22 protein-coding genes and 1 tRNA gene are annotated in these 26064 nt (G+C 75.9%); 16 read left to right on the forward strand and 7 right to left on the reverse strand.

Going from position 1 to position 26064, the window contains the following annotated elements:
• Nucleotides 1-5: 5 nt before the first annotated feature.
• Entirely contained in the window at nt 6-926 is a 921-nt protein-coding gene (locus tag ABIE39_RS05915; protein ID WP_108047431.1) for a phosphotransferase, read from the reverse strand.
• A 125-nt stretch (nt 927-1051) separates the two neighbouring features.
• Between ABIE39_RS05915 and nudC the strand changes: the two genes are divergently transcribed.
• Nucleotides 1052-2191: an NAD(+) diphosphatase gene (gene nudC, locus ABIE39_RS05920; RefSeq protein ID WP_354050816.1), complete on the forward strand. Its 1140-nt coding sequence runs from the start codon at nt 1052-1054 to the stop codon at nt 2189-2191.
• A 128-nt stretch (nt 2192-2319) separates the two neighbouring features.
• On the opposite strand, the gene ABIE39_RS05925 is transcribed toward nudC, so the two are convergent.
• Nucleotides 2320-2586: a mycoredoxin gene (locus ABIE39_RS05925; RefSeq protein ID WP_043658319.1), complete on the reverse strand. Its 267-nt coding sequence runs from the start codon at nt 2584-2586 to the stop codon at nt 2320-2322.
• Between the two features lie 126 nt (nt 2587-2712).
• Here ABIE39_RS05925 and ABIE39_RS05930 point away from each other — a divergent pair, with 126 nt between their 5' ends.
• The 3 genes from ABIE39_RS05930 to ABIE39_RS05940 all read left to right on the forward strand — a co-directional run bounded on the left by ABIE39_RS05930 (nt 2713) and on the right by ABIE39_RS05940 (nt 5699).
• Entirely contained in the window at nt 2713-4767 is a 2055-nt protein-coding gene (locus ABIE39_RS05930; RefSeq protein ID WP_354050818.1) for an ATP-dependent helicase, read from the forward strand.
• Between the two features lie 166 nt (nt 4768-4933).
• Nucleotides 4934-5089 (forward strand): hypothetical protein, encoded by a 156-nt coding sequence (locus ABIE39_RS05935; protein WP_167405678.1) that lies wholly within the window; start codon nt 4934-4936, stop codon nt 5087-5089.
• A 178-nt stretch (nt 5090-5267) separates the two neighbouring features.
• Nucleotides 5268-5699 carry a WhiB family transcriptional regulator gene (locus tag ABIE39_RS05940; protein ID WP_081600232.1) on the forward strand — a complete coding sequence of 144 codons (432 nt, stop codon included), beginning with the start codon at nt 5268-5270 and terminating at the stop codon, nt 5697-5699.
• On the opposite strand, the gene ABIE39_RS05945 is transcribed toward ABIE39_RS05940, so the two are convergent.
• Nucleotides 5673-6773 (reverse strand): ThiF family adenylyltransferase, encoded by a 1101-nt coding sequence (locus ABIE39_RS05945; RefSeq protein ID WP_354050819.1) that lies wholly within the window; start codon nt 6771-6773, stop codon nt 5673-5675. The genes ABIE39_RS05940 and ABIE39_RS05945 overlap by 27 nt on opposite strands.
• 235 nt (nt 6774-7008) lie before the next feature.
• On the opposite strand from ABIE39_RS05945, the gene ABIE39_RS05950 reads away from it, so the two are divergent.
• Nucleotides 7009-7593: a YgjP-like metallopeptidase domain-containing protein gene (locus ABIE39_RS05950; RefSeq protein ID WP_354050820.1), complete on the forward strand. Its 585-nt coding sequence runs from the start codon at nt 7009-7011 to the stop codon at nt 7591-7593.
• A gap of 16 nt (nt 7594-7609) precedes the next feature.
• On the opposite strand, the gene ABIE39_RS05955 is transcribed toward ABIE39_RS05950, so the two are convergent.
• Nucleotides 7610-9196: a zinc-dependent metalloprotease gene (locus ABIE39_RS05955; protein ID WP_354050821.1), complete on the reverse strand. Its 1587-nt coding sequence runs from the start codon at nt 9194-9196 to the stop codon at nt 7610-7612.
• Between the two features lie 69 nt (nt 9197-9265).
• Between ABIE39_RS05955 and ABIE39_RS05960 the strand changes: the two genes are divergently transcribed.
• Together ABIE39_RS05960 and ABIE39_RS05965 are read left to right on the forward strand one after the other, a co-directional pair.
• Entirely contained in the window at nt 9266-10378 is a 1113-nt protein-coding gene (locus tag ABIE39_RS05960; protein ID WP_354050823.1) for an NAD-dependent epimerase/dehydratase family protein, read from the forward strand.
• Between the two features lie 68 nt (nt 10379-10446).
• The gene (locus ABIE39_RS05965; protein ID WP_175007933.1) at nt 10447-11556 is read left to right on the forward strand and encodes a PDZ domain-containing protein; all 1110 of its coding nucleotides are present in this window, start codon (nt 10447-10449) and stop codon (nt 11554-11556) included.
• Nucleotides 11557-11571: 15 nt separating this feature from the next.
• Here ABIE39_RS05965 and ABIE39_RS05970 read toward each other — a convergent pair whose 3' ends face one another.
• Nucleotides 11572-12201: a PPA1309 family protein gene (locus ABIE39_RS05970; protein WP_354050824.1), complete on the reverse strand. Its 630-nt coding sequence runs from the start codon at nt 12199-12201 to the stop codon at nt 11572-11574.
• Nucleotides 12202-12364: 163 nt separating this feature from the next.
• Here ABIE39_RS05970 and ABIE39_RS05975 point away from each other — a divergent pair, with 163 nt between their 5' ends.
• The 6 genes from ABIE39_RS05975 (at nt 12365) to ABIE39_RS06000 (ending at nt 19556) form a co-directional block, all read left to right on the forward strand.
• Nucleotides 12365-15424, forward strand: coding sequence for a UPF0182 family protein (locus ABIE39_RS05975; RefSeq protein ID WP_175007934.1), 3060 nt, complete (start codon nt 12365-12367; stop codon nt 15422-15424).
• 134 nt (nt 15425-15558) lie between these two features.
• The gene (locus ABIE39_RS05980) at nt 15559-16611 is read left to right on the forward strand and encodes an aldose 1-epimerase (RefSeq protein WP_354050825.1); all 1053 of its coding nucleotides are present in this window, start codon (nt 15559-15561) and stop codon (nt 16609-16611) included.
• 62 nt (nt 16612-16673) lie between these two features.
• Nucleotides 16674-16747: transfer RNA gene (locus ABIE39_RS05985), tRNA-Met, on the forward strand.
• Nucleotides 16748-16946: 199 nt separating this feature from the next.
• Entirely contained in the window at nt 16947-17825 is an 879-nt protein-coding gene (locus ABIE39_RS05990; RefSeq protein WP_354050826.1) for an ABC transporter substrate-binding protein, read from the forward strand.
• A gap of 7 nt (nt 17826-17832) precedes the next feature.
• A complete protein-coding gene (locus ABIE39_RS05995) occupies nt 17833-18762 on the forward strand; it encodes an amino acid ABC transporter permease (protein ID WP_085388326.1) in 930 nt (309 codons plus the stop codon).
• Nucleotides 18759-19556, forward strand: coding sequence for an amino acid ABC transporter ATP-binding protein (locus ABIE39_RS06000; protein WP_354050827.1), 798 nt, complete (start codon nt 18759-18761; stop codon nt 19554-19556). Before ABIE39_RS05995 ends, ABIE39_RS06000 begins: the two co-directional genes overlap by 4 nt.
• 51 nt (nt 19557-19607) lie before the next feature.
• Here ABIE39_RS06000 and ABIE39_RS06005 read toward each other — a convergent pair whose 3' ends face one another.
• The gene (locus ABIE39_RS06005; protein ID WP_354050828.1) at nt 19608-21875 is read right to left on the reverse strand and encodes a serine/threonine-protein kinase; all 2268 of its coding nucleotides are present in this window, start codon (nt 21873-21875) and stop codon (nt 19608-19610) included.
• Nucleotides 21876-21970: 95 nt separating this feature from the next.
• On the opposite strand from ABIE39_RS06005, the gene ABIE39_RS06010 reads away from it, so the two are divergent.
• From ABIE39_RS06010 to ABIE39_RS06020, 3 genes are all read left to right on the forward strand, one after another.
• Nucleotides 21971-23965 (forward strand): thioredoxin domain-containing protein, encoded by a 1995-nt coding sequence (locus tag ABIE39_RS06010; RefSeq protein ID WP_354050829.1) that lies wholly within the window; start codon nt 21971-21973, stop codon nt 23963-23965.
• Between the two features lie 76 nt (nt 23966-24041).
• Nucleotides 24042-24518, forward strand: coding sequence for a dsRBD fold-containing protein (locus tag ABIE39_RS06015; protein ID WP_061266925.1), 477 nt, complete (start codon nt 24042-24044; stop codon nt 24516-24518).
• Complete coding sequence (locus ABIE39_RS06020) at nt 24515-24796, forward strand: acylphosphatase (RefSeq protein WP_175007940.1); 282 nt, start codon at nt 24515-24517, stop codon at nt 24794-24796. The genes ABIE39_RS06015 and ABIE39_RS06020 overlap by 4 nt, the downstream gene beginning before the upstream one ends.
• Nucleotides 24797-24846: 50 nt before the next feature.
• Here the strand turns inward: ABIE39_RS06020 and ABIE39_RS06025 are convergent, their stop codons facing one another.
• A complete protein-coding gene (locus ABIE39_RS06025) occupies nt 24847-25968 on the reverse strand; it encodes a M15 family metallopeptidase (protein ID WP_354050831.1) in 1122 nt (373 codons plus the stop codon).
• Nucleotides 25969-26064: the final 96 nt, after the last annotated feature.

Consider the following 26064-nt stretch of genomic DNA (forward strand, 5'->3'; position numbering starts at 1 on the left):
GGACCTCAGTCGTCGGCGTCCTGCGTCGCCTCGTCGAGGTCGGCGAGCATGTCGAGCGCGTCGGCGACCACGTCGTCGAGGCCGTTGCGCACGCCGTGCAGCAGCCAGCGCGCGAGGGCGAGCTCGCCGACGAGGAGCGCGCGGTCCAGCAGGTGCTTGTCCGTGAGCTCGGTGCGGCGCAGCTGGTAGGCCTCCATGATCGAGTCGACGACCTCGGGCGGCGCCGAGACCAGCAGCCACGCGAGGTCGTCCGCGGGGTCCGCGACGCGCGCGCCCGCCCAGTCCGTCACGGCGACGACGCGCCCGCGGGCGACGAGCACCTGCTCCGGGCCGAGGTCGCCGTGCACGACGACCGGCTGGAACCGCCACAGCGAGACGTCCTCGAGCGCGGTCTCCCAGCGGCGCAGGAGCGTCGGCGGCACCTTGCCCGTGGCCGCGGCCTCGTCGAGCTCCGCCATGCGGCGCGCGCGGTACTCCTCGACCTCGTAGCCCGGCAGGCCGGCGTCGTCGACGATCGTGCGCGGCAGCTCGTGGACCGACGCGAGCACACGGCCCAGGTCGGCCGCGAGGCCCGGTCCGGGTCGCAGGCCGTCGACGTCGAGCGGCTCGCCCTCGAGCGCCGGGTGCACGACGGCACGCCCGCCCTCCGGGAGGAGCGCGGTGCCGCTGACGCGCGGCACGGCGAACGACAGCACCCCCGACTCGGCGTAGTGCTGCAGCGAGCCCAGCAGCTCCGCCTCGGCCTCGAGCGCGGCGCCGGCCTGCAGGCTGCGGGGTGCGCGCACGGTCCAGCGGGTGCCGTCGGCGTCGGTGACGACGGCGGTGTCGTAGTCGCCCGGATCCTCGACGGGCCGTGCGCTGCGGGCGTCCAGACCGGGCACGGCGGCGGTCGCGAGCGCGGCGAGGGTCAACGGAGAACGAGGCACGCGACCACGGTAGTCGGTCTCTGCACGCGCCCGGTCGACCCACGCCGTCCCCGGCGCCGCACCCCCGCGAGGCGGCGCCCCCTGCAGGGCGGGTGGCCCGGTCCCCGGTGGCCTACGGTCGGGGGGTGAGCACCCCTGCCGCCCGGCCGTCGTCGGGCACGAGCGACCCTGCCGTGACCCCGGACCGACCCGGCACCGCGCCGGTCGACGCCCGGACCGGCACCCCGACCGGCACGCCGACGGGCGCGACCCCCGGGCCGGGCGCGCTGCCGCGCACGCCGCTCGACCACCTCCCGCTGCCGCTCGACGGCGCGTTCGTCGACCGCGCGGAGCACCGGCGCGCGGAGCCGGACCTCGTGCGCACGCTGCGGTCGCAGCCGACGACGCGCGTCCTGCTCGTCCACCGCGGCCGGCTCGCGCTCGGCGGCCCCGGCGTGGCCGGCGGCGTCGCCCTGCTGTACCCGGCCGAGCTCCGCGACGTGGACCCGGCGACCGACGACGACCCCGCGCGCTGGCTCTTCCTCGGCGAGGACGACGGCACGGCGTACCTCGCGCTCGTGCTCCCCGAGGACGCGGACGCCGAGGAGGTCGACATCGAGGGCGTCGACGCGTCGGAGCCGTACGCGGTCCTCGCGCGCGACCACGCGTGGTCCGGGCTGCGCGACCTCGTCGGCGCGGTCCCTGCGCCGGTCGCCGGGCTGGCGACGGAGGCGGTGGCGCTCGCGGCGTGGCACGCGAACCACCCGCGCTGCCCGCGCTGCGGCGGCCGGACGACCGTCGAGAAGGGCGGGTGGACGCGCCGCTGCGTGGCGCAGGGCGTCGAGCTGTACCCGCGCACCGACCCGGCGGTGATCATGACCGTCGTGCACGGCGAGGGGCCCGACGAGCGACTGCTGCTCGGGCACGCGGCCCACTGGCCGGAGCGGCGGTTCTCGACCCTCGCGGGCTACGTCGAGCCCGGCGAGTCGCTCGAGAACGCGGTGCGACGGGAGGTCGCGGAGGAGGCGGGCGTCGTCGTCGGCGACGTGGCCTACCGGGGGAGCCAGCCGTGGCCGTTCCCCGCGTCGCTCATGCTCGGCTTCTCGGCCCGCGCCCTGACGACGGAGCTGCACGTGGACGGCGTCGAGCTCACCGACGCGCGCTGGTTCACGCGGGCCGAGCTCGCCGAGGCCGTCCGGTCGCGCGAGGTGCTGCTGCCGGGCCGGTCGTCGATCGCGCGGGCGCTCCTCGAGGACTGGTTCGGCGCGAGCCTCGCCGACGGCTGAGGGCGGCTGAGGGCGGCTGAGGGCGGCTCAGGGCGGGAGCGGCGCGAGGCGCCGTCGTCGGGCCGCCCGCGCCGGGTGCGCGAAGGGCCCGGTCCGGAGTCCCGGATCGGGCCCTCGTGCGTGCCGCGTCAGGCGGCGAGGCGCTTCTTGACCTCCGCGAGGGACGGGTTCGTCGCGGCGGAGCCGTCGGGGAAGACGACGGTCGGCACGGTGCGGTTGCCGTCGTTGACGGACTCCACGAACTCTGCGGTGCCGGGCGTCTCCTCGATGTTGACCTCGGTGTAGCCGATGCCCTCGGAGTCGAGCTGCGTCTTGAGGCGGCGGCAGTACCCGCACCACGTCGTCGAGTACATGACGACCGAGCCGGTGTCGGGAAGGGTCGGGGCGGTGCTCATCGAGGGCTCTCCTGCTGCGGTTCCGGGCGGCGCGTGCCGCGGGCGGTCGGGTCGTGACGGTAACACCGGGGGAGCGCGGGCTGTTCCCGGCCCGCGTGTCAGCCGGGCCTGCGAGAATCGCGGGTGATGTCCACGCCACCGGTCTCACGCCCGCTCGCCCACCGCTCCGCCGACGAGATCCTCGACGCCCTCGACCCCGACCAGCGCGACGTCGCGGTCGCGCTGCGCGGGCCCGTGTGCGTGCTCGCCGGCGCGGGGACGGGCAAGACGCGCGCGATCACGCACCGCATCGCGTACGGGGTCCGCACGGGCGTGTACGTGCCGACGAGCGTGCTCGCCGTGACCTTCACGGCGCGCGCGGCGGGGGAGATGCGCACGCGCCTGCGCGAGCTCGGTGCGACGGGAGTCCAGGCGCGCACGTTCCACGCGGCCGCGCTGCGCCAGCTCGGCTACTTCTGGCCCAAGGTCGTCGGCGGGGCGCCGCCGCGCATCCTCGAGCACAAGGCACCCGTCGTGGCGGAGTCGGCGCGCCGGCTCGGCGTCGGGGTGGACCGCGTCGCGGTGCGGGACCTGTCGTCCGAGATCGAGTGGGCCAAGGTCTCGCTCGTCACCGCCGACGACTACGTCCGCGCGTGCGAGGCGATCGACCGCGAGCCCCCCGCCGGGTTCGACCACCAGACCGTCGCGCGACTCCTCACGGCCTACGAGGACGTGAAGACCGAGCGGTCGGTCATCGACTTCGAGGACGTGCTCCTCATGCTCGGCGACATGCTCGCCACGCAGGGCGCGGTGGCCGACGAGGTGCGGCGCCAGTACCGCCACTTCGTCGTCGACGAGTACCAGGACGTCTCGCCCCTGCAGCAGTTCGTCCTCGACCAGTGGCTCGGGGGACGCGACGAGCTGTGCGTCGTCGGCGACCCGTCGCAGACGATCTACTCGTTCACCGGCGCGACGCCGCACCACCTCCTCACGTTCTCGCGCACCCACCCGAAGGCTCAGGTGATCCGCCTCGTGCGCGACTACCGCTCGACGCCGCAGGTGGTGAACCTCGCGAACCAGCTCCTCGCGCGCGCGGGCCGTGCGGGCGGCGCGCACCAGGCACTCGAGCTCGTCGCCCAGCGGCCGGCGGGGCCGCCCGTCGCCTTCACCGCGTACGACGACGACGAGGCGGAGGCGAGCGGGATCGCGCAGCGCATCGGGCGGCTCCTCGCCGCGGGCACGCGCGCGAGCGAGATCGCGGTGCTCTACCGGACCAACGCGCAGTCGGAGGCGTTCGAGTCGGCGCTCGCGGACGCGGGCATCGGCTACCTCGTGCGGGGCGGGGAGCGCTTCTTCCAGCGCAAGGAGGTCCGCGACGCGATCGTCCTGCTGCGCGGGGCGGCCCGCTCCGCCGACCCGGACGTCCCCATGCCGGAGACGGTGCGCGACGTCCTGGCCGCCGCGGGCTGGGCCCCCGCGCCGCCGGCCGCGCGCGGCGCGGCGCGGGAGCGCTGGGAGTCCACGCAGGCTCTCGTCGCGCTCGCCGACGACGTCGCCGGGCTCGCCGCGGCGTCCGACGCCCCGGCCCCGACCGTCGCGACCTTCGTCGCCGAGCTCGACGAGCGCGCCGCGGCCCAGCACGCCCCGACGGTCGAGGGAGTGACCCTGGCGTCGCTGCACGCGGCGAAGGGCCTGGAGTGGGACGCCGTCTTCCTCGCCGGGATGAGCGAGGGGCTCATGCCGATCTCCCTCGCGGAGACGGACGAGGCGGTCGCGGAGGAGCGCCGGCTGCTCTACGTCGGCATCACGCGGGCACGCGAGCACCTCGAGCTCTCGTTCGCGCGCTCGCGCAACCCCGGCGGCCGGGCGACGCGCCGGCGCACGCGGTTCCTCGACGGGCTCTGGCCCGACGAGCCGGGCGTGCGCGGGACGCGGCGTGCGCGCGCGGGGCAGTCCAAGGTCCGGCTCACGGGGGAGTACGACCAGGCGCTGTTCGAGGAGCTGCGCGAGTGGCGTCGCCAGGTCGCGCAGGAGACGGACAAGCCGGCGTTCACCGTGCTCGTGGACTCGGCGCTCGCGGCCGTCGCCGAGACGCGGCCGACGAGCCAGGCCGACCTCGCACGCATCAACGGTCTGGGGCCCGCGAAGATCGAGCGGTACGGGGCCACGATCCTCGAGATCGTGCGCCGCGCGGAGGGCTGACGAGCCCCCGTCCGTGCCTCTCGACGAGGGCCGGGTGAACTCGTCGAAGAATTTCTCGTAAATAAGTTGTGCCTCCTGTGAGGGGCGGCATATGGTCGACGAGTCCTGTTGGGAAGGGGCGCGCCGAGAGGCGGGCGCCTGATGGAGAGAGGGGGTGGGAGAGCTGATGAACAACCAGATCGCCATGGCGAACCTGCTGGATCACGCGTCCGCGTACACGGGCACGCCAGGAGAGCTCCGTCCGCGTGCCATCGCGCACCGCGGCGGCACCTTCATCGCCCGCCCCGCTCCCGACTCCGCCACCAGGACGAACCCGGTCTGACCGACCGGAACCTTCCAGGCCGCGGAGTCCCTCTAGGACCCGCGGCCTTCGTGTTCTCCGAGCACGTCCGCCGATGAGGATCACCGGCCCCACCCGTCTCCACGAGACGGGGCCGCTGTCCTCAGGGTCCTGTGACGACGACGTTCACACCCACGACAGGACATCACTGGAGGACATCGTGCGGCTCACCGCGCTGCTCGACAACATCACCGCTCAGGGGGGATCCGGCCCCTGGGTCCCTCACCAACCGCTGGCCACGCCGCTCGGCGAGAACGACTCCGCGGAGTTCGACCGCCTTCTCGCGGGCCTGCTGCCCTGCCGCACCAACGACCCGGAGCTCTGGTTCGCCGAGCGCACCGCCGAGGTCGAGGAGGCCAAGGCCCTGTGCCGCACCTGCCCGCTCGTCGAGGGCTGCCTCGCCGGTGCGGTCGAGCGTCGCGAGCCCTGGGGCGTCTGGGGCGGCGAGGTCTTCGTGGACGGCGTCGTGGTCGCGCGCAAGCGCGGCCGCGGCCGTCCGAGCAAGGCCGAGGTGCTCGCCCGCGAGGCCGAGCGCCAGGCCCAGGAGGCCGCACGGACCGAGGCGTCAGTCGGCGCCTCGACGGCGGCCTGACATGGGCAGCGGCGCCCCGTCCGGGGGCGTGCGCGCCAGCTCGCCGCACCCGCAGCGCGGGTGGCGGCTCGACCCGCGCAGCCGCGGCACGGCATCGGGAGCAGGAATCTCGATGCAGGTCGTGGCTGCGCGGGGCACCAGCCCGTCCAGGGCTGCCAGGACCTGACCGAGCGCGACGGCCGCGGCCGACGCCGCGAGCAGCGTCTCCTCGCTCCGGTGCGCGGACGCCTCGCGCAGCTGTCGAGCGACCTGCGGCCAGCAGGGGTCCACGTCCGCGCGGTGCAGGTCCGCGCACGTCAGGCACGGGTCGAGCCCCGGCCGGACGAACGGCCCGACCACGACGTCGGCCTCGCGCACCACGACCGACAGGTGCGCGACCCCCGCACCCACCAACCTCCGGACCCGGACCGGGTCCGCGGCTCCGTGCTCGACCACGACGACGACGTCGGGCGCGGGGGCCCGTGCCTCCTCCGGCGTGACCGGGGTCGAGGCCGTCACGACGCCCGGGGCGACCTCCTCGACGATCCGCCGCACCGCACCCTCGCGCGGCGACCCGACGTCCCGCAGCCGGTAGGCCCCACCCCCGACGTCCGTGGTGAGCACCGTGCCCGGGTCGTCGAGGACGAGCGCGCCCACCCCTGCCGTGGCGAGGTGGACGGCGAGCGCGGCACCCACCCGCCCGAGCCCGACGACCGCGACGGTCGCCCGGGCGCGCCCCGCGAGCACGCGGTGCCCCGCGCCGTCGGGCAGCAACGCCGACAGCACCGCGAGGTCCGCCGCGCCGTGCCCCGGGGCGGGCGACGCCGGCCGGCGTCGGCGCGCCGTGACGAGGAGGTGCGCCTCGTCGAGCAGGCGGACGAGCGCGGCGCGGCGCGTGCGCTGCGCGGGGGAGCCGGGGACGTCGGGTGCGCCGCCGCGCCGCGCGGGCGCGGCGAGCGCGCGCAGCCAGCGCTCCTCGTCCGCGTCGAGCCCGGTGAGCCGCACCGACCACCGCGGGTCGGTGCCGACCTGGACCTCGCCGGGGCCGCGCCGCAGGAGCGGCGCCTCGGGTCGCAGCACGCGTCGTCGCTGCACGGCTCCTCCGTCCGTCGTCGTGCGGCGTCCGGCCGGACGCCCGACGTCAGCCTGGCACGGGCCCGAGAGCCGCCGACGGTTGTCCACAGGCTCCGCCCCGATGGTCCGGCGGGGAGGAACTCTTTGCCGTCGCCACAGGTCTCCACGTCGTCCGCTCGACCGAACTCCGCGGGAGAGCGCGCCACTCCGCGCGCGCCCCTGCCATTTCGTGGCAAGAACCACTACGGTCTGAGGCGTGGTCCGGGAGACGATCGTGGAGGTTCGGCGCAGCCGCCGACGCAAGAGCACGGTGAGCGCCTACCGCGACGGCGAGCGCACGATCGTCGCGATCCCGGCGCGGTTCACGCGCGCGCAGGAGCGCGAGTGGGTCCAGCGCATGCTCGACCGCCTCGCCGACTCCGAGCGCCGGCGGCGGCCGTCGGACGCGGAGCTGGAGCGCCGCGCCCTCGAGCTGTCGGACAAGTACCTGGACGGCCGCGCGCGGCCCACGAGCGTGCGGTGGGCCGGGAACCAGGACCGCCGGTGGGGCTCGTGCACGCTCATCGACGGCACGATCCGCATCTCGACGCGCGTCCGGGGGATGCCGTCCTGGGTGCTCGACTACGTGCTCCTGCACGAGCTCGCGCACCTGCTCCACGCCGGTCACGGCCCGGGGTTCTGGAAGCTGCTCGACGCCTACCCGCGCACGGAGCGGGCGCGGGGGTTCCTGGAGGGCGTGTCGTTCTCGCGGGACGCGGACCTCGAGCCGGACGACGCGGACGTCGAGCCGGGGGACGGCGCCGCGGGGACCACGGCACCGCCCGCGGAGACGGCGAGCTGACCCGGAGGGGACCAGGTCAGCGCGGCGCCCCGCCCTGGCCGGCCGCGTCGTCCGTCCCACCGTCGTCCGTCGGTCCGTCTGCGGCCGGGCCGTCCGTCGGCGTGTCGGCAGCCGGGGCGCCACCTTCGTCGGAGCCCTCGCGGGACGGTCCGGCATTCGGCGAACCCTCCGCGGCGCGGAAGATCTCCTCGAGCGCGCGGTCGACGTCCGCCTCCTCCGCGCGGGTCGCGGCGCGCCGCCCCTCGTAGCCGGACGGGTCGTCGAGGTCGGTCCCGTCGGGCAGCAGGTCGGGGTGGTCCCACACGGCGTCGCGCGCACCGGCGCCGGACTGCGCCGCGATGAGCGCCCACAGGGCGGCCGCGTCGCGCGAGCGCCGGGGGCGCAGCTCGAGGCCGACGAGCGTCGCGAACGTGTGCTCCGCGGGCCCGCCCGCCGCACGACGACGGCGCAGCATCTCGCGCAGCGGGACGGCGTGGGGCAGGTGGGGGAGCGCCGCGACGGCGGTCACCTCGTCGACCCAGCCCTCGACGAGCGCGAGCGTCGTCTCGAGGCGCGCCAGGGTCGCCTGCTGCTCGGGCGTGTTCTGCAGGCCGAAGACACCGCCCGACAGCGCGCGCTGGAGCGCGTCCGTGTCCGCGAGGTCGACGTCGGCGAGCTGGGACTCGAGCGCGGAGAGGTCGATGGTGATGCCGCGCGCGTAGGCGTCGACGAGCCCGCGCAGGTGCCCGCGCAGCCACGAGACGTGCGTGAACAGGCGGGCGTGGGCGGCTTCGCGCAGGGCGAGGAAGAGGCTTACCTCCTCCGCGGGGGCGTCGAGGCCCTCGGCGAACGCCGCGACGTTCGTGGGCAGGAGGACCGTCGCGGGCCGGTCGAGCAGCGGCAGCCCGACGTCGGTCGCGCCGAAGACCTCGCGCGAGAGCGTCCCGGCCGCCTGGCCCACCTGCATGCCGAACACCGCGGAGCCGAGGCGTCGCATGAGCGCGGCCGGGTCGCCCGCGGGCAGCCCGAGCGCACCGGCCGGCAGGCCGGGCAGCGTGAACCCCACGCCCGGCAGGGCGGAGGTGTCGTCCCCCATGCCTTCGGGGAGCTGGTCGCGCAGGACCGTGGCGAGCGCGTCCGCGACGGACGCGGCGACCGGGGCGACGAGCTCGTTCCACGCGGGGAGCGTGTGCTCGACCCACTCGGACCGGCTCCACGCCTGGCTCTTCCCGCCCGACGGCGGCAGGTCGGTGACGGCGTCGAGCCAGAGCTCGGCGACCGACAGCGCCTCGGTGACGGCGCGCTGCTGCGCCGGCGAGATCGACGGGTCGCCCTCGGCGACGGCGACCTGGCGCGCGACGTCGTGCGAGACGTCCGTGTTGACCGGGCCGTCGCTCGGCGTCGACAGCATCCGCTGGACCTGCGCGAGGACGTGCTGGAACAGCTGCGGGTCGGCCGCGCCGCCCGCGGCGAGCGCCTGCGGGTCGAGCCCGCGGGCGCGCAGCTCGCGCAGCGCCTCGTCGGCGTCGGGCCCGAGCATCGAGCGGAGCAGCTCCTCGAACCGCGGGTCGAAGGGCGTGTTGTCGTCCGGTCCGGGCGTACGGTCGGGGGGAAGGCTGCTCATGGCGACTCCTCACGGTAGCGTCGGTGATCACCGTAACCACGATCGAGCGCCGAGAACGGGGGCTGGGCCATGTCCGAGGGCCGGGTTCGCTCACGGCGCAGCGAGGCGCTCCCCGCGGCGGGCGAGCCCCCGGTCGGTCCGGGGGAGGACCCCATCGCGAGCGCGGCGACCACCCCGGTCGACGAGGTCGCCGACCGCGACCCGGTGGTGGTCGTCGGCGTCGGGCAGGTGGCGGACGCGGTGCGCGCGGGCCTGGGCGCCGCCGAGGCGTCGCCCGTGGACGCGCTCGTCTGGCCCGTCGGGGCGCGACGTCTCGTCGTGGTGGCGCCCGCGGGCGAGTTCGGGACGCCGCGCGCCCGGACGGACGCGGAGCAGCGCGCCCGCCTCGCGCTCCTGGGCCGTCGCGCGGGGGAGGCGGCGGTCGCGGCGGGGATCGAGCACGTCGTCGCCGTGTCGTCCGCCGCGGTGCACGGCGCGTCGCCCGAGCGGGGCGTCATCGACGACGACGACCCCGTGGCCCCCGACGACGGGCCCGGCTTCGCGGGCGACCTCGTGGCGTTCGAGGACGCGCTGCGGGAGGCGCTCGGCGGGGTGCCGCTCGCGCTCGTGCGGCCGGCGGTCGTCGTCGGGCCGGGCGTGGACACCGTGCTCACGCGGCACTTCGAGGCCCCGCGCCTGCTCACGGTGCGCGGCGGCGGCCGCACGTGGCAGCTCGTGCACGTCGACGACGTGGTGGGGGCGGTGCGCGTCGCGCTGGACCAGGGCCTCGTCGGCGGTCTGACGGCCGGACCGGTGCGCGACGGCGAGCCCGACGCGCTCGACTCGGAGACGGTGGCCGCGGCGGCCGGGATGCGCACGGTGCAGCTCCCGCCCGCGACGGCGTTCGGGACCGCCGAGCGGCTGCACCGGGTCGGTGCGCTGCCGTCACCGGCGAACGACCTCGCGTTCGTCGTGCACCCGTGGTCGGTCTCGGCGCGGCGTCTGCACGACGCCGGGTGGCGGCCGGAGTGGTCGGGCGCCGCGGCGCTCGAGGTGCTCCTCGCCGAGGTGCGAGGCCGCACGGGCGTCGGCGGTCGACGGTTCGGTGGTCGGGACGCCGCGGCGCTCGGCGCGGCGGGGGCGGCCGTCGCGGTCCTGGGCACGGCCGCCGTCTGGCGGCAGGCCCGCTCGCGCCGCCCGTAGGGGCGGCTCCCGGGCGGCGTCCACGTCGTCGGCAGGGAGATCCCAGCAACCTCGGGGATGATGTCCCGGTGAGCGACGCCCCCTCCTTCGACGCCCTCCTCGCCGAGGACGAGCACGACCCGCCGCCCGTGACCCGGCGGTCGCTGACGTTCGGCATCTCCCTGCTCGCGACGACCCTGCTCGTCGCGGGTCTCGCGATCCTGCCCGCGCCGTACGCGGTGCGGTCGCCCGGACCGACGGAGGACACGCTCGGCCAGCAGGACGGCACGCCCCTCATCTCGATCACCGGCGCCGAGACGTACGACTCGACGGGCGAGCTGCTCCTGACGACCGTGTCCGTCGCCGGCGGCCCGGGCTACCCGGTGAACCTCGGCCAGGTGGTGCAGGGGTGGTTCGACCGGTCGCGCAGCGTGCGCCCGGTCGAGGAGGTCTTCCCGACGGGCCGCACCAAGGAGGAGACCGAGCAGCAGGGCCAGGCGGAGATGATCAGCTCGCAGGAGAACGCGACGGTCGCCGCGCTCACCGAGCTGGGGTACGACGTGCCCGCGACGCTCACGGTCGAGGGCACGGTGCCGGACAGCGGGTCCGACGGCGTCGTCGAGCCGGGCGACGTCATCGTGGCGCTCGACGGCACGCCCGTGCGGACGTACCAGGACCTCATCGACGGCCTGGCCGCGGTCGACCCGGGCGACGACGTGACGCTGCGCGTGCAGCGCGACGGCGCGGAGACGGACCTCACGGTCGCGACGACGGACGGCGGCGACACCGCGCTGCTCGGCGTGTTCATCGACCCCGCGTTCGACTTCCCGGTGGACGTCGAGATCCAGATCGAGGACATCGGCGGCCCGAGCGCGGGCACCATGTTCGCGCTCGGGATCGTCGACCAGCTCACGCCCGAGGACGAGGCGAACGGCGTCGTCATCGCGGGCACGGGCACCATGAGCGTCGAGGGCGACGTGGGTCCGATCGGCGGCATCCAGCAGAAGCTCTACGGCGCGCTGCGCGACGGCGCGACGTGGTTCCTCGCCCCGCAGGCCAACTGCCCCGAGGTCGTGGGCAACGTGCCCGACGGCCTGCACGTGGCGGCGGTCTCGACGCTCGCCGACGCGCGCGCGGCGATGGAGGCGATCGGCGCGGGCGAGGGCGACTCCCTGCCCACGTGCGAGGCGCGCGGCTGACGCCGCCCGCGCGCGTCAGTCCTCGAGCGTCGCGCGCAGCGCCTCGACCAGCCCGGGCACCAGGTCGGGGCCGCCCGCGACGTCGGTCGCCGAGTCGTGGGCGCGCGACCGGACGGCGCACCACGCGGTGCCGTCGCGCAGCACGCCGACGGCGAGGCGCACGTCCTGCCGGCCGGGGTGGTTCGTGAGGTAGGCGAGCGCGGCGTCCGGGTCGTCGGGGACGCCCTCCTCGGCGGCCGGCGGCAGCACGATCCGCTCGACGACGAGCGCGGCACCGTCGACGGTCTCCGGCCACGCGACGCGGGCGAGCCCGTCCTCCAGGTCGCCGTCCACGGCGAAGCCCTCCTGCTCGATCGACAGCAGGTGGTGCGGGTCGGCCTCGGCCGCGGCCACGACGTCGGGCGGGAGCCGGTCGACGAGCGTCGGGTCGGCGCCGAGGGCGCCCGCCGTCCCGACGAGCGCGAAGAGCCGCGGCGGGACGTCCCAGCCCGCGTCGGCCGCGTGCGTCTCGATCTCGTGGACCGCGAGCGCGAGCGCGTGCTGCGGGGTGGGGCCGCCGGGCGCGACGGGGTCGGGACCGGCGTCGGGTCCGGGCGCGGGGGTCGTGGCGTCGGGGCCGGGGGCGGCGTCGTCAGGCTGGGGCATGCCCCCATCGTCCCTCATCGCTGCCGGCCCGCGACGCCCCGCGCCGCCGCGGGCCGGGTGCCCGGCCGTCCCCCACGCGGCGCCGGACCGTGGGAACCTTGGGGGAGGACCGGGCGTTGACCCCGGTGCACGCCCGAGCCACGACCGAAGAGGTATACCCACCGTGTCATTCGCCGCAGCGCCCCGCCGGCCGTCCTCCGGGGGGCGGCCCTCCCGGCGCCGGAGCCCGATCGGGATCGCGATCGCCGTCGTCGGCGCCCTCGTCGTCCTCCTGCTCCTGCTCGCCCAGTTCTGGACCGAGGTGCTGTGGTTCCAGCAGCTCGACTTCGCGAACGTCCTGTGGACCCAGTGGGGCGCCCGCATCGCCCTGTTCGTCGCGGGCTTCCTCGTCATGGGCGGGCTCGTCTTCCTGTCGTTCTCGCTCGCGTACCGGTCGCGGCCCATCTACGCGCCGTCCACCCCCGAGCAGGCGACCCTCGACCAGTACCGCGAGGCGATCGAGCCGCTGCGCAAGGTCGTCATGATCGTGGCCCCGGCGCTCGTCGGCTTCTTCGCCGGCGCGGCGGCGTCCTCGCAGTGGCAGACGGTCCTCCTGGCGCTGAACTCGGTCCCGTTCGGCACGACGGACCCGCAGTGGGGCATCGACCTGTCCTTCTACGTGTTCACGCTGCCCGCCCTCCGGTTCGTCGTGAGCTTCCTCATGGCGGTCGTCATCATCGCGGGCATCGCCGCCGTCGCGACGCACTACCTCTACGGCGGCCTGCGGATCGGTGGCGGCTCCGACGCGGGCCCCCGCACGACGACCGCCGCGCGCGTCCAGCTCTCGGTGATCGCCGCGCTGCTGCTCGTCCTCATCGGTGCGAACTACTGGCTCGACCGGTACTCGATCCTCACCTCGGGCGGCGCGAAGTTCGACGGCGCGTCGTACGCGGACGTGCACGCGGTGATCCCGTCCAAGGCGATCCTCACCGTCGTCGCGCTCTTCGTCGCGGCCCTGTTCGTGGTGACCGCGGTGCGCGGCAACTGGCGCCTGCCCGCCATCGGCGTGGGCCTCATGGTGGTCTCGGCCATCGCGATCGGCGGGATCTACCCGGCCGTCGTCCAGCGCTTCCAGGTCACGCCGAACGCGCAGGACTTCGAGGAGGAGTACATCCAGCGCAACATCGACGCGACGAAGGCCGCCTACGGCATCGACGACGTCCAGACCGAGCAGTACAACGCCAAGACGGAGGCCGAGGCCGGCGCGCTGCGCGAGGACGCGGACACGACGGCGTCGATCCGCCTCCTGGACCCCGAGATCGTCAGCCCGTCGTTCAGCCAGCTCCAGCAGAACAAGCAGTACTACCAGTTCTCGAGCTCGCTGTCGGTGGACCGCTACACGATCGACGACGAGAGCCGCGACACGGTCATCGCCGTGCGCGAGCTCAACCAGGACGGCCTCGGCGCCGACCAGCGCAACTGGGTCAACGACCACACGGTCTACACGCACGGCTTCGGCGTCGTGGCGGCGTACGGCAACCAGATCGGCCCCGACGGCCGCCCGGCGTTCTACGAAGGCTCGATCCCGTCGACGGGCGCCTTCACGGACGCGGGCGGCTACGAGCCGCGCATCTACTTCTCGCCCGAGGCGCCCGAGTACTCGATCGTCGGCGCGCCCGAGGGTCGCGAGCCCTGGGAGCTGGACTACCCGGTGGACGACGCGGGCGGCCAGGTCAACAACACGTTCCCGACGGGGGAGATCGAGGCGGGCCCGAGCGTCGGGTCGTTCGTCAACAAGGTGCTCTACGCCCTGAAGTTCGGGTCCGAGCAGATCCTGTTCTCGGACCGCGTGACGGACGAGTCGCAGATCCTCTACGACCGCAGCCCGCGCGACCGCGTCGCGAAGGTCGCGCCGTACCTCACGCTCGACGGGCGCGTGTACCCCGCGGTCGTCGACGGCCGCGTGAAGTGGATCGTGGACGGCTACACGACGTCGAACGCCTACCCGTACTCCACGTCGGAGTCGCTCGAGGACTCGACGCGCGACTCGCTCGTCGCGGCCAACTCGGTCGAGGCGCTCGCCCCGCAGCAGGTGAACTACATCCGCAACTCGGTCAAGGCGACCGTCGACGCGTACGACGGCTCGGTCGACCTGTACGCGTGGGACACGGAGGACCCGGTCCTCCAGGCCTGGTCGAACGTCTTCCCGAGCTCCGTGCAGCCCCTGTCCGAGATCTCGGGCGACCTCATGAGCCACCTGCGCTACCCCGAGGACCTGTTCAAGGTGCAGCGCACGCTCCTCGCGAGCTACCACGTGGACGACGCGAACGAGTTCTTCTCGGGCCAGGACTTCTGGCGCAGCCCGGAGGACCCGACGGCGAGCGGCAACGTCAAGCCGCTCCAGCCGCCGTACTACCTCACGCTGCAGATGCCGAGCCAGGAGGCGCCGACCTTCTCGCTCATGTCGACGTACATCCCCGGCGGTGGCTCGGACCGCAACATCCTCACCGGGTTCCTCGCGGTGGACGCGGAACCGGGCAGCGAGGCGGGCGTGCGGTCGGAGGACTACGGCACGCTGCGGCTCCTCGAGCTGCCGCGCAACGCGACGGTGCCCGGTCCGGGGCAGGTGCAGAACAACTTCAACACCGACCCGACGGCGGCCGACGGCCTGCTGGCGCTGCGCCGCGGTGACTCGACGGTCATCAACGGCAACCTGCTGACGCTGCCGGTCGGCGGCGGCCTGCTCTACGTCCAGCCGGTGTACGTCCAGTCGACCGAGGGCACGCGGTTCCCGCTACTGCGCAAGGTGCTCGTCTCCTTCGGCGACGAGATCGGCTTCGCCGACACGCTCGACGAGGCGCTGGACCAGGTGTTCGGCGGCGACTCGGGCGCGAACGCCGGCGACGCGGACGGCGGCGTCGAGACCGAGGTCCCGGACCAGCCGGCCGACGGCGAGTCGCCGGACGCGGGCACGACCGACCCGGGCACGACGGACCCCGGCACCGAGCCCCCGGCCACCGAGGAGCCGGCGCCGCCGGCCGACGGCGGCACGGTCGACGGCGGCGCGCGCGCCGAGCTCGACCAGGCGCTGCGCCAGGCGCAGCAGGCCATCGAGGACGGCCAGGCGGCGCTCGCCGAGGGCGACTTCGCGGCCTACGGCGAGGCGCAGGACCGCCTCCAGCAGGCGCTCGAGTCGGCCCTCGCGGCCGAGCAGGCGCTCGACACGGAGTCGTCGGCGGGCTGACGTACCCCCGTCGCGCGAGCGACGCACCGCCACGGACGGGCGGGGACACCAGCGGGTGTCCCCGCCCGTCCGTCGTCTGCGGCGGACCGGGACGGAGTTGTCATTTCCTGCCCCGGGCGGGAGGATCGCTCCTCGTGACTTCTGCAACGGTTTGCAGCAACGCTTTCAGCGCGGCGGGCGACGACACCACGACCGTGCCGGCGGTGCGGCTGCACCACACGTCCGGCGCCGAGCTCGTCGTCGCGCTGCGGGGCGCGGCCGTCCTCGCGTGGCGCGCCCCCTGGCGCGGCGCTGACGGCGTCGAGCGCGTCGAGGACCTCGTCGACGGGTACGCCGACGAGGCGGAGGTCGCCGCGCACGACGCCGCACGGTCGGCGCTCATGGCGCCGTTCGTCAACCGCCTCGCGGGCGGGGAGTACATGTTCGACGGCGTCCGCCACCACGTGCCCCCGGTGCTCCCCTGGGAGCCGCTCACCATGCACGGGTTCGCGCGCACGCTCGACTGGACGGTCGTCGAGGATGCGGGGGAGGGCGGGGTCGCCGCGCGCGACACGGCGGCCGCCGACGGAGCGGAGCGGGAGTCCGTGACGCTCCGGACGGTCGTCCACGCCGACGCGCACGCGGGCTACCCGTTCGCGCTCGTGCTGGAGGTCCGGTACGTCCTCGGCGCCGGCTCCCTCGACGTCACGCTGCGCGCCCGCAACGTCGGGACGACGGCGGCCCCCGTCTCGCTCGGCTGGCACCCCTACCTCCGGGTCCCCGGGCACGGCGCGGTCGACGCGCTGGAGCTCACGGTGCCGGCCCGTCGCGCCGTCGTGACGGATGCCGGCATGCTCCCGCTCGCGGGGGAGGCCGCGTTCGGGGCGATCGACGGCGTCGGTCCCCTCCCGCTCGCGGGCGCGAGCCTCGACCACGCGTTCGCCGACCTCCGGGCCGACGCCGACGGCCGCGCGCGCACGGTCGTGCGCGACCCCGCCACGGGGCAGGGGCTCGCCGTCTGGCAGGAGCGTGGCCTCGTGCACGTCTACACGGGGGACGGTCTGGCGCGGCGCGGCCGCGCCGCGATCGCGGTCGAGCCGGTGGAGACGCTGACCGACGCGTTCAACCGGCCGGACTGCGCCGCCGACGTGCGGCTCGAGCCGGGGGCCGTCCGCGAGTTCGCGTTCGGGGTCGAGGTCCTGGCGTGACCCACGTCTCGTCCACCCGATTTGGCCTGGTCCGGAACCTCACGTAGAGTAGTGATCACCGACGCGGGGTGGAGCAGCTCGGTAGCTCGCTGGGCTCATAACCCAGAGGTCGCAGGTTCAAATCCTGCCCCCGCTACTCCTGAGAGGCCCTCGGTCAGCAGACATGCTGACCGAGGGCCTCTCGCTTTCTCCCGTACAGAGTCGGTGTCCTCGTGCTGTGACGCGCCCCACCCGGCCGAGGCGCGGGCGGGGGAAGCCACGGCCCACGGCCCGGCGTTATCGTCAGTGGCCGGCGCCCACCACTCCCGCGGGCGCCCGACACCCGGAAGGTCACCATGCGCCGTCTGCGTCCCCGTCCCGCCGTCCTGACCGCCGTCACGGCGGTCGCCGCGCTCACGCTGGCGGCCTGTTCGTCGGGTGCCGACGACGGCGGCTACGCCGCGAGCCCGAGCGAGAGCGCGTCGGGCGACGCGCAGTGTGAGCCGGGTGCGCTCCCGACGCTCACCGACGGCGTGCTGACCGTCGGCGCCGGCGAGCCGTACTCCCCGTGGTACGTAGGGGAGCAGGACTCGGGCGAGGGCTTCGAGTCGGCGCTCATCTACGCCGTCGCGGACCGCCTGGGCTACGCGGCCGACGACGTCGTGTGGGAGACCGTGACGTTCGAGCAGATCATCAGCCCGGCCGTGAAGCCGTTCGACGTGGCCGCCTACCAGACGTCGATCACGGACGAGCGCAAGCAGGCCGTCGACTTCTCGAGCCCGTACCTCACGACGCGCCAGGGCGTCATCGTCATGGAGGACGGCCCGTACGCGGGCGCGACGACGCTGGCCGAGCTCGACGGCGCGCGCATCGGGGTCACCGCCGCCCAGACGAGCCTCACGCTCGCCGAGGCCGCGTGGGGCGAGGACGCCGACATCTCGCCGTACAGCGCCGCCGGTGACGGCATGCAGGCGCTGCAGTCCGGCACGATCGACGCGATGGTCATGGACGTCGACCAGGGCGTCGCCGCCTCGACCGAGTACTTCCCGGACTCCGTCGTCATCGGCACCCTGCCCGACGAGGGCGTGGTCGAGCAGTACGGCCTCGTGCTGGACCTCGGCTCGGAGCTCACGGGCTGCGTGTCGCAGGCCGTCGACGACCTGGAGGCGGACGGCACGCTGGCCGAGCTGCGCACGACGTGGCTCAAGTCGGACGACATCCCCGTCCTCCAGTGACCCGGCCATGACCGTGCCCGACGACGCGCGCCCGCCCGGAGGCGTCGGGTCGCCCGACGCGGTCCCGGCCGCCGCGTGGTCACCCTCGCCGCTCGCGCTCGACCGGGCCGCGTTCCGACGCGCGCAGCGGCGGCGGTCGCTCCTCGTCGCGCTCGTGAGCACGGTGCTCGTCGTCGCGGCGGTGGTGCTCGTCGTCGTCAACGCGCCGGGCTGGGAGCGGGCGCGGACCGCGTTCTTCGACCCGGCGATGGCGTGGGAGTCGCTGCCCGCGATCCTCGAGGGCCTGTGGCTCAACCTGCGCGTGTGGGTCGTCGCGGGCGTCGTCGGCACGGTGCTCGGCCTCGGCCTCGCGGTCGCGCGCACGAGCCGCATCCCGGCGCTGTTCCCGCTGCGCGCGTTCGCGACGGTGTACGTCGACCTGTTCCGCGGCGTGCCGCTCCTCCTCGTGCTGCTGCTCGTCGGGTTCGGGCTGCCGGCGCTGCGGCTGGAGTGGCTGCCGACGTCGGGCGCGTTCCTCGGCGCGCTCGCGATCGTCCTCACGTACACCGCGTACCTCGCGGAGGTGTTCCGCGCGGGCATCGAGTCGGTGCACCCGTCGCAGGTCGCGGCGGCGCGCTCGCTCGGCCTCACGCGCGCGCAGACGACGCGGCGCGTCGTGCTGCCGCAGGCGGTCCGCAACGTCACCGCGCCGCTCGCGAACAACCTCGTCTCGCTGCAGAAGGACTCGGGCCTCATCTCCGTCCTCGGCGCCGTCGACGCGATCCGCGCCGCGCAGATCGCGACGACGGGCAGCTACAACTTCACGCCCTACGTCGTCGCGGGGATCCTGTTCTTCCTCGTGTCGTTCCCGCTGACGCGCGCGGTCGACGCGTACCAGGCGCGCCGCGGCTGGGGCCGGTCGCTCGCGACGGTGAGCGGGGCGGGGGACATCCGATGAGCGCCTCCGCGACGTCGTCCGGCGCGAGCCCCCGGGACGGGCGTCACCTGCTGTCCCTGCGGGGCGTGCGCAAGACGTACCCGGCCGTGGGCGCCCCGGGCGGGCGGCGGGTCGTGCTCGACGGCATCGACCTCGACGTCGACGCGCACCGGTGCGTCGTGCTCGTCGGGTCGTCCGGCTCGGGCAAGTCGACGCTGCTGCGGGTCGTCAACCTGCTCGACGAGGTCGACGACGGCCAGATCCTGCTCGACGGCGAGGACGTCGCCGACCCGCGCCTCGACGCCAACCGGGTCCGCGCCCGCATGGGCATGGTCTTCCAGGCGTACAACCTCTTCCCGCACCTCACGGTGCTCGACAACGTGACCCTCGCGCCCCGGCTCGTGCACCGGCGCCCGCGCGACGAGGCGGAGGCGGCGGCGGTCGAGATGCTGGGCCGCGTCGGGCTCGGGCACAAGGTGACGTCCTATCCCGACCAGCTCTCGGGCGGCGAGCAGCAGCGCGCGGCGATCGCGCGCGCCCTCGTCAACGGTCCCGAGCTGCTCCTGCTCGACGAGGTGACGTCCGCGCTCGACCCCGAGCTCGTGGGCGAAGTGCTCGACCTGCTCGCCGAGCTGCGCGCGGAGGGCCGCACGATGCTCGTCGCGACGCACGAGATGGGGTTCGCGCGCCGCGTCGCCGACGACGTCTGCTTCCTCCACGAGGGCCGCGTCCACGAGCGCGGCACGCCCGAGCAGGTGCTCGGCGACCCGCAGCGCGAGCGGACCCGCGCGTTCCTGCGCCGTCTGCACGCCTGACCGCGCCCTCGGGACCGCGCCGAGCACCGCCCGGGCCGACCCGGACCCCGGTCAGCCTCGCAGCACGAGCACGACCGTGGCAGCGACCGACGCGCAGGCGACGAGGACGTACGGCCACGTCCACGTGCGCTGCCCGGCGACACGCAGCACCAGGGCCACCGCGAGCGCGGCCAGGGCGAGCACGGGACCGTCGACGAGCGGGGCCAGGTCGACCGAGACGCGCAGGGTCTCCAGGAGCTGGGGCGGCAGGGGGACGAACGGTTGGCTCTGGCGGGCCGCGCCGTCGGGCACGAGCCACAGCGTGCGCAGGACCGCCAGGACCGCGAGGACGCTCGGAAGAGCCCGCAGGAGCGCGCCGCCGACCCGCGAACGGTCCCGGGACGACGACGCGGCAGGTCGGACGGGCCGTGCGGACCGCGTGGCGGACGCCGGGGCCGCCTCCTGGTGCGGCGGCGTCGTGGCTGCGGACGGGCCGGCGGCGCGCGGGGCCGGGGTGCTCGTGACCGCCGCGCCGGCGATCCGTGGCCGGGCGGACCCCGGACGCGCGGAGGGCGACGACGGCGTCGGGCCGAGGTGCTGGACGGGGCTCCGGCGCGGCGGGACCGACGGCGGGACCGGCCGGCCGACCTGCGTGGCGACGAGGTCGGGGGAGTCCATGACGCGGGTCCGTCCGACAGCGGGCGGGACCGGCTCCGGCCGGGGCAGCGCCGACGGACCGCGGCCCAGCGTGGAGACGCGCTGCACGGGCACCGGCCAGGGACGTGGGTCCGGGGAGCCGGACGCCGGCACGGGGACGGGGCCGTCCGTCCGCAACCGCGCGGCCCGGGCCGCGGGCTCGGCGCCGGAGCCCGGCACGAGGAGCATCGGGGGCGTCGGGCGACGGTACTCGCGCCACCCGCGCAGGGTGTCGGCGTGCCCCGCGGGCGGTGCCGCGGCCTGCCACCGCATTGCCTGCCAGAGCCAGTCCTTGAGCTCCGCCGGGGTCCGGCCGTCGGCCACGTGGGCGCCGATGCTCGCGACGTGGTCGGCGATCACCTCGGCGGCCGCGCCGTCGAACCCGTCGCCGTGCACCTCGGCCAGCACGCTCATCAGCGTCGCGTCGTAGACCAGGGCGTGCCACGGCTCCCGGACGCGGGCCGCGTCGGCCGCCCTGCCGACCGAGGGGACCTCCGCCGCCCGCTCGGTCCGGACGGGTGCGCCGGTGGCGGCGGCCAGCCCGGCGACCGGGCCCAGCGCGCGCTCGGCCGCGGTGGCGCCGTCGGCCACGATCCGTGACGTGAGGAGCAGGGTGTCGTCGGCGGCCTCCCCGGCGAGCCGGGCGCGCAGCACCGCGACGACGCTCTCGAGCGCGGGGCGGTGGTTCGGCTGGTAGCGGGTCATCGACAGGATCAGGTCCTGCAGGTGGGGGTCGATCTCGGGCAGCTCGGCGGGGGACCGGGCCGGTTCCGTCCCGGCCGGCACCCCGACCAGGTCGTCCGGGACCTCCCGCACGAGGTCGTCGGCCTCGAGGTCGCGGCCGAGGAAGTTGAGGTCCGCCGGCACGACTCCCGTGGCGGCGAAGATCAGGAGCAGACCGAGCGCGTACACGTCCGAGCGGGGGTGCACGCGGCGGGCGAACAGCTCCGGCGCCATGTACGCGAGCGTTCCGACCGGCTGGGTGGACGTCGCCGTGTCGAACAGCTTGGCGATGCCGAGGTCGATGAGGACCGCCCGGTCGCCGTCGACCATGATGTTGGCGGGCTTCAGGTCGCGGTGCACGCAGTGCTGCTCCTGCAGCACGAGCAGGGCCTCCGCGACGTGCGACGCCAGCCGCAGCGCCTGTCGTCCGTCCAGCGGGCCCGACGCGCGGACCTGCTCGCGCAGCGTGGCGCCGGGGACCAGCTCCATGGCGAACCACGGCTGGTCGTCATCCAGGCCCGAGCGCACGAACGCGGGGAAGCCGCGCCCGCCCACGGCCCGCAGCAGCCTCGCCTCCTGCGTGAAGCGCTCGCGGGAACCCTCCTGGAGACCCGTGAGCACCTTCACGGCGACCTCCGCGCCGTCCGCGTCCGTCGCGCGGTAGACGTGCGCGAACCCGCCGTGCCCGAGCACGTCGGCGAGGGTGAACGGGCCCTTGCGGTCACCGCTCGCCGGCACCTGGCGGACGGGCCGGCGGGGCAGGGGCGCGGGGCCCGGCCCGGCCTCCGGTGCGGCAGCAGGTCGCGCGGAGACGTCGGGCGCGGCGGACGTCGGCCCGGCGTGGTCGGCGGGGGCCCGCGTGGTCAGGCGGGTGTCGTCGTCGGTCGCCACCGCGAGGGGGGACTGCTCGGGGCCGGGCATGGGCGCAACGTTACAAGCGCGCCGCTCCTGGCCGGAGCAGACGACTCCGACGGCCCGAGCCGCGAGCGGCGCGTCGACCTGGGAGGCTGGACGTCATGGTCAACCGCCTCGCCGCCGCCGTGAGCCCGTACCTGCGCCAGCACGCGGGCAACCCGGTCGACTGGTACCCGTGGGGCGCCGAGGCGTTCGCGGAGGCGCGCCGCCGAGACGTGCCGGTCATGGTGTCGGTGGGGTACGCCACGTGCCACTGGTGCCACGTCATGGCGCGCGAGAGCTTCTCCGACCCGGACATCGGTGCGCTGCTCGCGCGCGGGTTCGTCGCGGTGAAGGTCGACCGCGAGGAGCACCCCGACGTCGACGCGAGCCTCCTCGCCGCGGCGAGCGCGTTCACCCCGGACCTGGGCTGGCCGCTCACGGTGTTCACGACGCCCGACGGCGCCCCGTTCTACGCGGGCACGTACTGGCCGCCCGTCCCCGTCGCCGGGCGACCTGCGTTCCGGGACGTGCTCGACGCCGTCGCGCAGGCCTGGGAGCAGCGGCGCGACCAGGCGGTCGAGACCGGGGACGCGATCCGCGCCGCGCTGCGCGACGCGGCGGCGGGCCGCCGGACGGGCGTGCCGCGCGCGGCCGCCACGGCGGTCGACGGCTCGGGGACGTCCGCCGCCGCCGACGGCGGGCTCGTGGCCGACCCGGCCGAGCACGCCCGGCGGGTCGTCGACCGGCTGGAGGCGGCGGAGGACCGCGTGCACGGCGGCTTCGGCGGCGCGCCCAAGTTCCCCGTCGCCCCGACGCTCGAGCTCCTGCTCGACGTCGCCGCGTCGTCCGTCGTGGACCCGGAGGTCGCGCGGCGCGCGCTCGTCCTCGCGGGGCGCACGATCGACGCGATGGCGGCGAGCCCGCTGCGCGACGTCGACGGCGGGTTCTTCCGGTACGCGACCCGGCCGGACTGGTCCGAGCCGCACTACGAGCGGATGCTCTACGACAACGCCCAGCTGCTCTCGGCGGCGACGACGCTCGCCGTGCTGCGCCGCACCGGACCCGTGGACGGACCGCTGCGCACGCCCGCCGAGGCGCCCGGCACGCCGGACCCGGGCGAGGCGACCGCCGAGGTGGCGGGCGACGTCGGCCGCTTCCTCCTGCGCGTGCTGCGCCTGGCCGACGGCGCGTTCGCGAGCGCGCAGGACTCGGAGTCCGTGGTGGACGGCGAGCGCGTCGAGGGCGGGTACTACCTGCTCCCGCCGGGCGAGCGCGCCCACCACGAGCCGCCGCCGCTCGACACGAAGGTGCTCACGGGGTGGAACGGGCTCGCGGTCGAAGCGCTCGCGCGCGCCGGGCACCACCTGGCGCTGCCCGACCTCACGGACGCCGCGCGCGCGGCCGCCGACCGGCTGCTCGCGACGCACGTCCGGGCCGACGGGTCGCTCGTGCGGGCGTCGGAGGGCGGCGTCGTCTCGGACGCCGTCGCGACGCTGGAGGACCACGGCGCGTTCGCGGCGGCGCTCCTCGTGCTCGGGGGACTCACCGGGGAGGCGCGGTACGTGCGCGAGGGCCTGCGCCTCGTCGACGCGACCGTCGGCGCGGACGGCGACCTCACGCCGCCGCAGGGCACGGACCCGGTGCTCACCGAGCTCGGGCTGGCCGCCGGCGCGGCGGCGGACCCGTCGGAGGGCGCGGTGCTCTCGGGCACGACGGCGGCCGCCCGGGCCGCGCTGCTCGCGCACCTCACGACGGGCGAGCCGCGGTACCGGGACGCCGCGCTCGCGCACGTCGCCGCGTCCGCCTCCGCGAGCGAGCACCCGATCGGCGCGGCGGGCGTGCTGCGCGTCGCCGTCGGGCTCGCGGAGCCGCCCCACCAGCTCGTGGTCGTCGCCGACGCCGACCGGCGCGAGGGGTTCCTCGCCGCCGCGCGCGACTGGTACCACCCGGGCGGGCTGCTGCTCGCCGCGACGCCCGGCGACGCCGCGGCCCTCACCGCCGACGGCGTCGGTCTGCTCGCCGACCGCGGGCCGGGCGCCTACCTGTGCGCGGACTTCGTGTGCCGGCTCCCCGTGCACGACCCCGCGGCGCTGCGGGACCAGCTCGGGGCGTGACGTCCCCGGGCACCGGGGGTGCAGGGCACGGGCCACGGTCGCATGATGGAAGAGCGGTGCGGCACGAGGAGGAGCCATGAGGGCATCGGTCGGGGACAGGATCGTGACCGCCTCGGGCGTCGTCGGCGGGGCGGTGCGCGACGGGGTCGTGGTCGAGCTGCGGCACGAGGACGGCTCGCCGCCGTACCTCGTCGAGTGGGCCGACACGGGCGAGCGGACGCTCGTCTACCCGGGGTCGGACAGCTACGTCGAGCACGTCCCGGGTGCGGAGACGGGCGACGGCACGGACACCACGAAGGTGTGGCGCGTGCAGGTGAGCGTCGTCGAGTCGGAGGGCCGGACCACGGCGGAGGCGGTCCTCGTCGCGGAGACGCCCGAGCACGTGCGGACCGTCGGGCGGGCGCGGCGCGACCCGCACGACCGCGACGTCCCGCTCATCGGCGACGAGATCGCCGTCGGGCGGGCGCTGCGCCGGCTCGCGGACCGGCTGCTGGACGACGCCGAGTCGGACATCGCGTCGTCGACGGGCGCCCCGGCGCACGTGCACCAGTGACGCGCCCGGGCGAGGGCGCGGCACCCGGTACCGCGGACGCCGCGGTGCGGGCGCTCGTGCACGGGCGCGTGCAGGGCGTCGGCTTCCGCTGGGCGACGCGTGAGCGGCTCGCCGCCCTCGGCCTCGACGGCGCGGCGACCAACCGGCCCGACGGGACCGTCGAGGTCGTCGCGTCCGGGGCGCCGGACGCCGTCGACCGCCTCGTCGCCTGGCTGCGGGACGGCCCGACCCCGGGCGACGTCACGCACGTCGACGTCGAGCGGGCGCACGCCTCCTGAGGACTCGCGCCCGGCGCTCCCCGGCGTTCCCGGCGCGAGCGGCGCCGCGCTCAGCCGTCCGCGCGGGCCAGCACGGACTCCCAGTGCCAGGGCTCGGGCACGCGCCCGTCGGGCTCGGCGAAGTCGGGGTGCGTCCACCCGTAGGTCTCGGCGTTCTGCTTGAGCCACTCGTACTGGGGGGTGCCGAACGCCTGGACGCCGCCGCCCAGGTCGACGGCGAACCCCAGCCCGTGGTTCGAGCACCCGGGCGGCGCCGCGATGGGCGACGACGGGTCGTACAGGCCCTGCTGCTCCTCGAACGTGCGGTACGAGGAGTTGATCGTCAGGTGCACGCCGAACCGCTCGACGTACGCGGCGTCGAGGGCGACGAGCCCGTCGAGCACGTCGGCGCGCACCCGGTCGCCGGGCGACCAGGGGATCGGCGCGAGGGCGGAGTCGGGCACGCGGCCGCCGTCGGGGTCCCACACCTGGTCCGGCGCCGGGCACGAGACGGCGTCCTGCGCGACCGACGTCTCCTCCGTCGACGTGCTCACGACCCCGAGGCCTGCCCCCAGGTCGAGCACCGCCTGCTCGAGCGCCGCGAGGTCGTCGCCCGCGAGCCCCGCCTCCGCGGCGTCGTCGGCCGCGGCCGCGGTGTCCAGCGCGTCGCGCAGCCGGGCCCGGACCGCCTCGTCGGCGCCGAGGCCCTCCGTCGCGGCGTAGATCTTCTCGCCCAGCTCGCGGGCGGTCGCGAGGCTCGCGCGCGCCGCGCTCACCTCGCCGCGCGCGTGGTCGAGCATCGAGGCGTGCACGGCGTCCGACGCCGAGACGAGCGACCGGTCCGCCGCGTCCGTACCCGTGGTCATCCGGTCGAGGAACGGTGCCGTGAGCAGGGCGCGGGCGTCGTCCACCTCGGTCGTCAGCGCGGCCCGTACCGCCGGGTCGGCGACCTTCCCGTCCGACGCCGCGAGCAGGTCCTCGGCGGTCGCGGTCCGGTCGGCCAGCGCGTCGTACTCCGTGTCCCGGTACCAGGCGAACGCCCCGCCGCCCCCGCCGAGGACGAGGGCGAGCGCCACGACGGCCGCGATCCACGCGGCCCGGTGCCGGTGCGGCTCGCGCGCGTGCCGACGCTCCCGGCCACCCGGCGGGTGGTCCGCGGGGTCGGCGGGCGGGGCGGTGCTCGTGGCGGTCACACCGCCAGAACCTACGGCACGACGACGACCGCCCCGGACGGATCCGGGGTGCGCACGGACACGCTCACGGCTTGCTCACGAACCCCGACCGGTCCG

This window comes from Cellulosimicrobium sp. 4261 (genome assembly GCF_040546915.1).
Lineage (GTDB): Bacteria > Actinomycetota > Actinomycetes > Actinomycetales > Cellulomonadaceae > Cellulosimicrobium > Cellulosimicrobium cinnabarinum.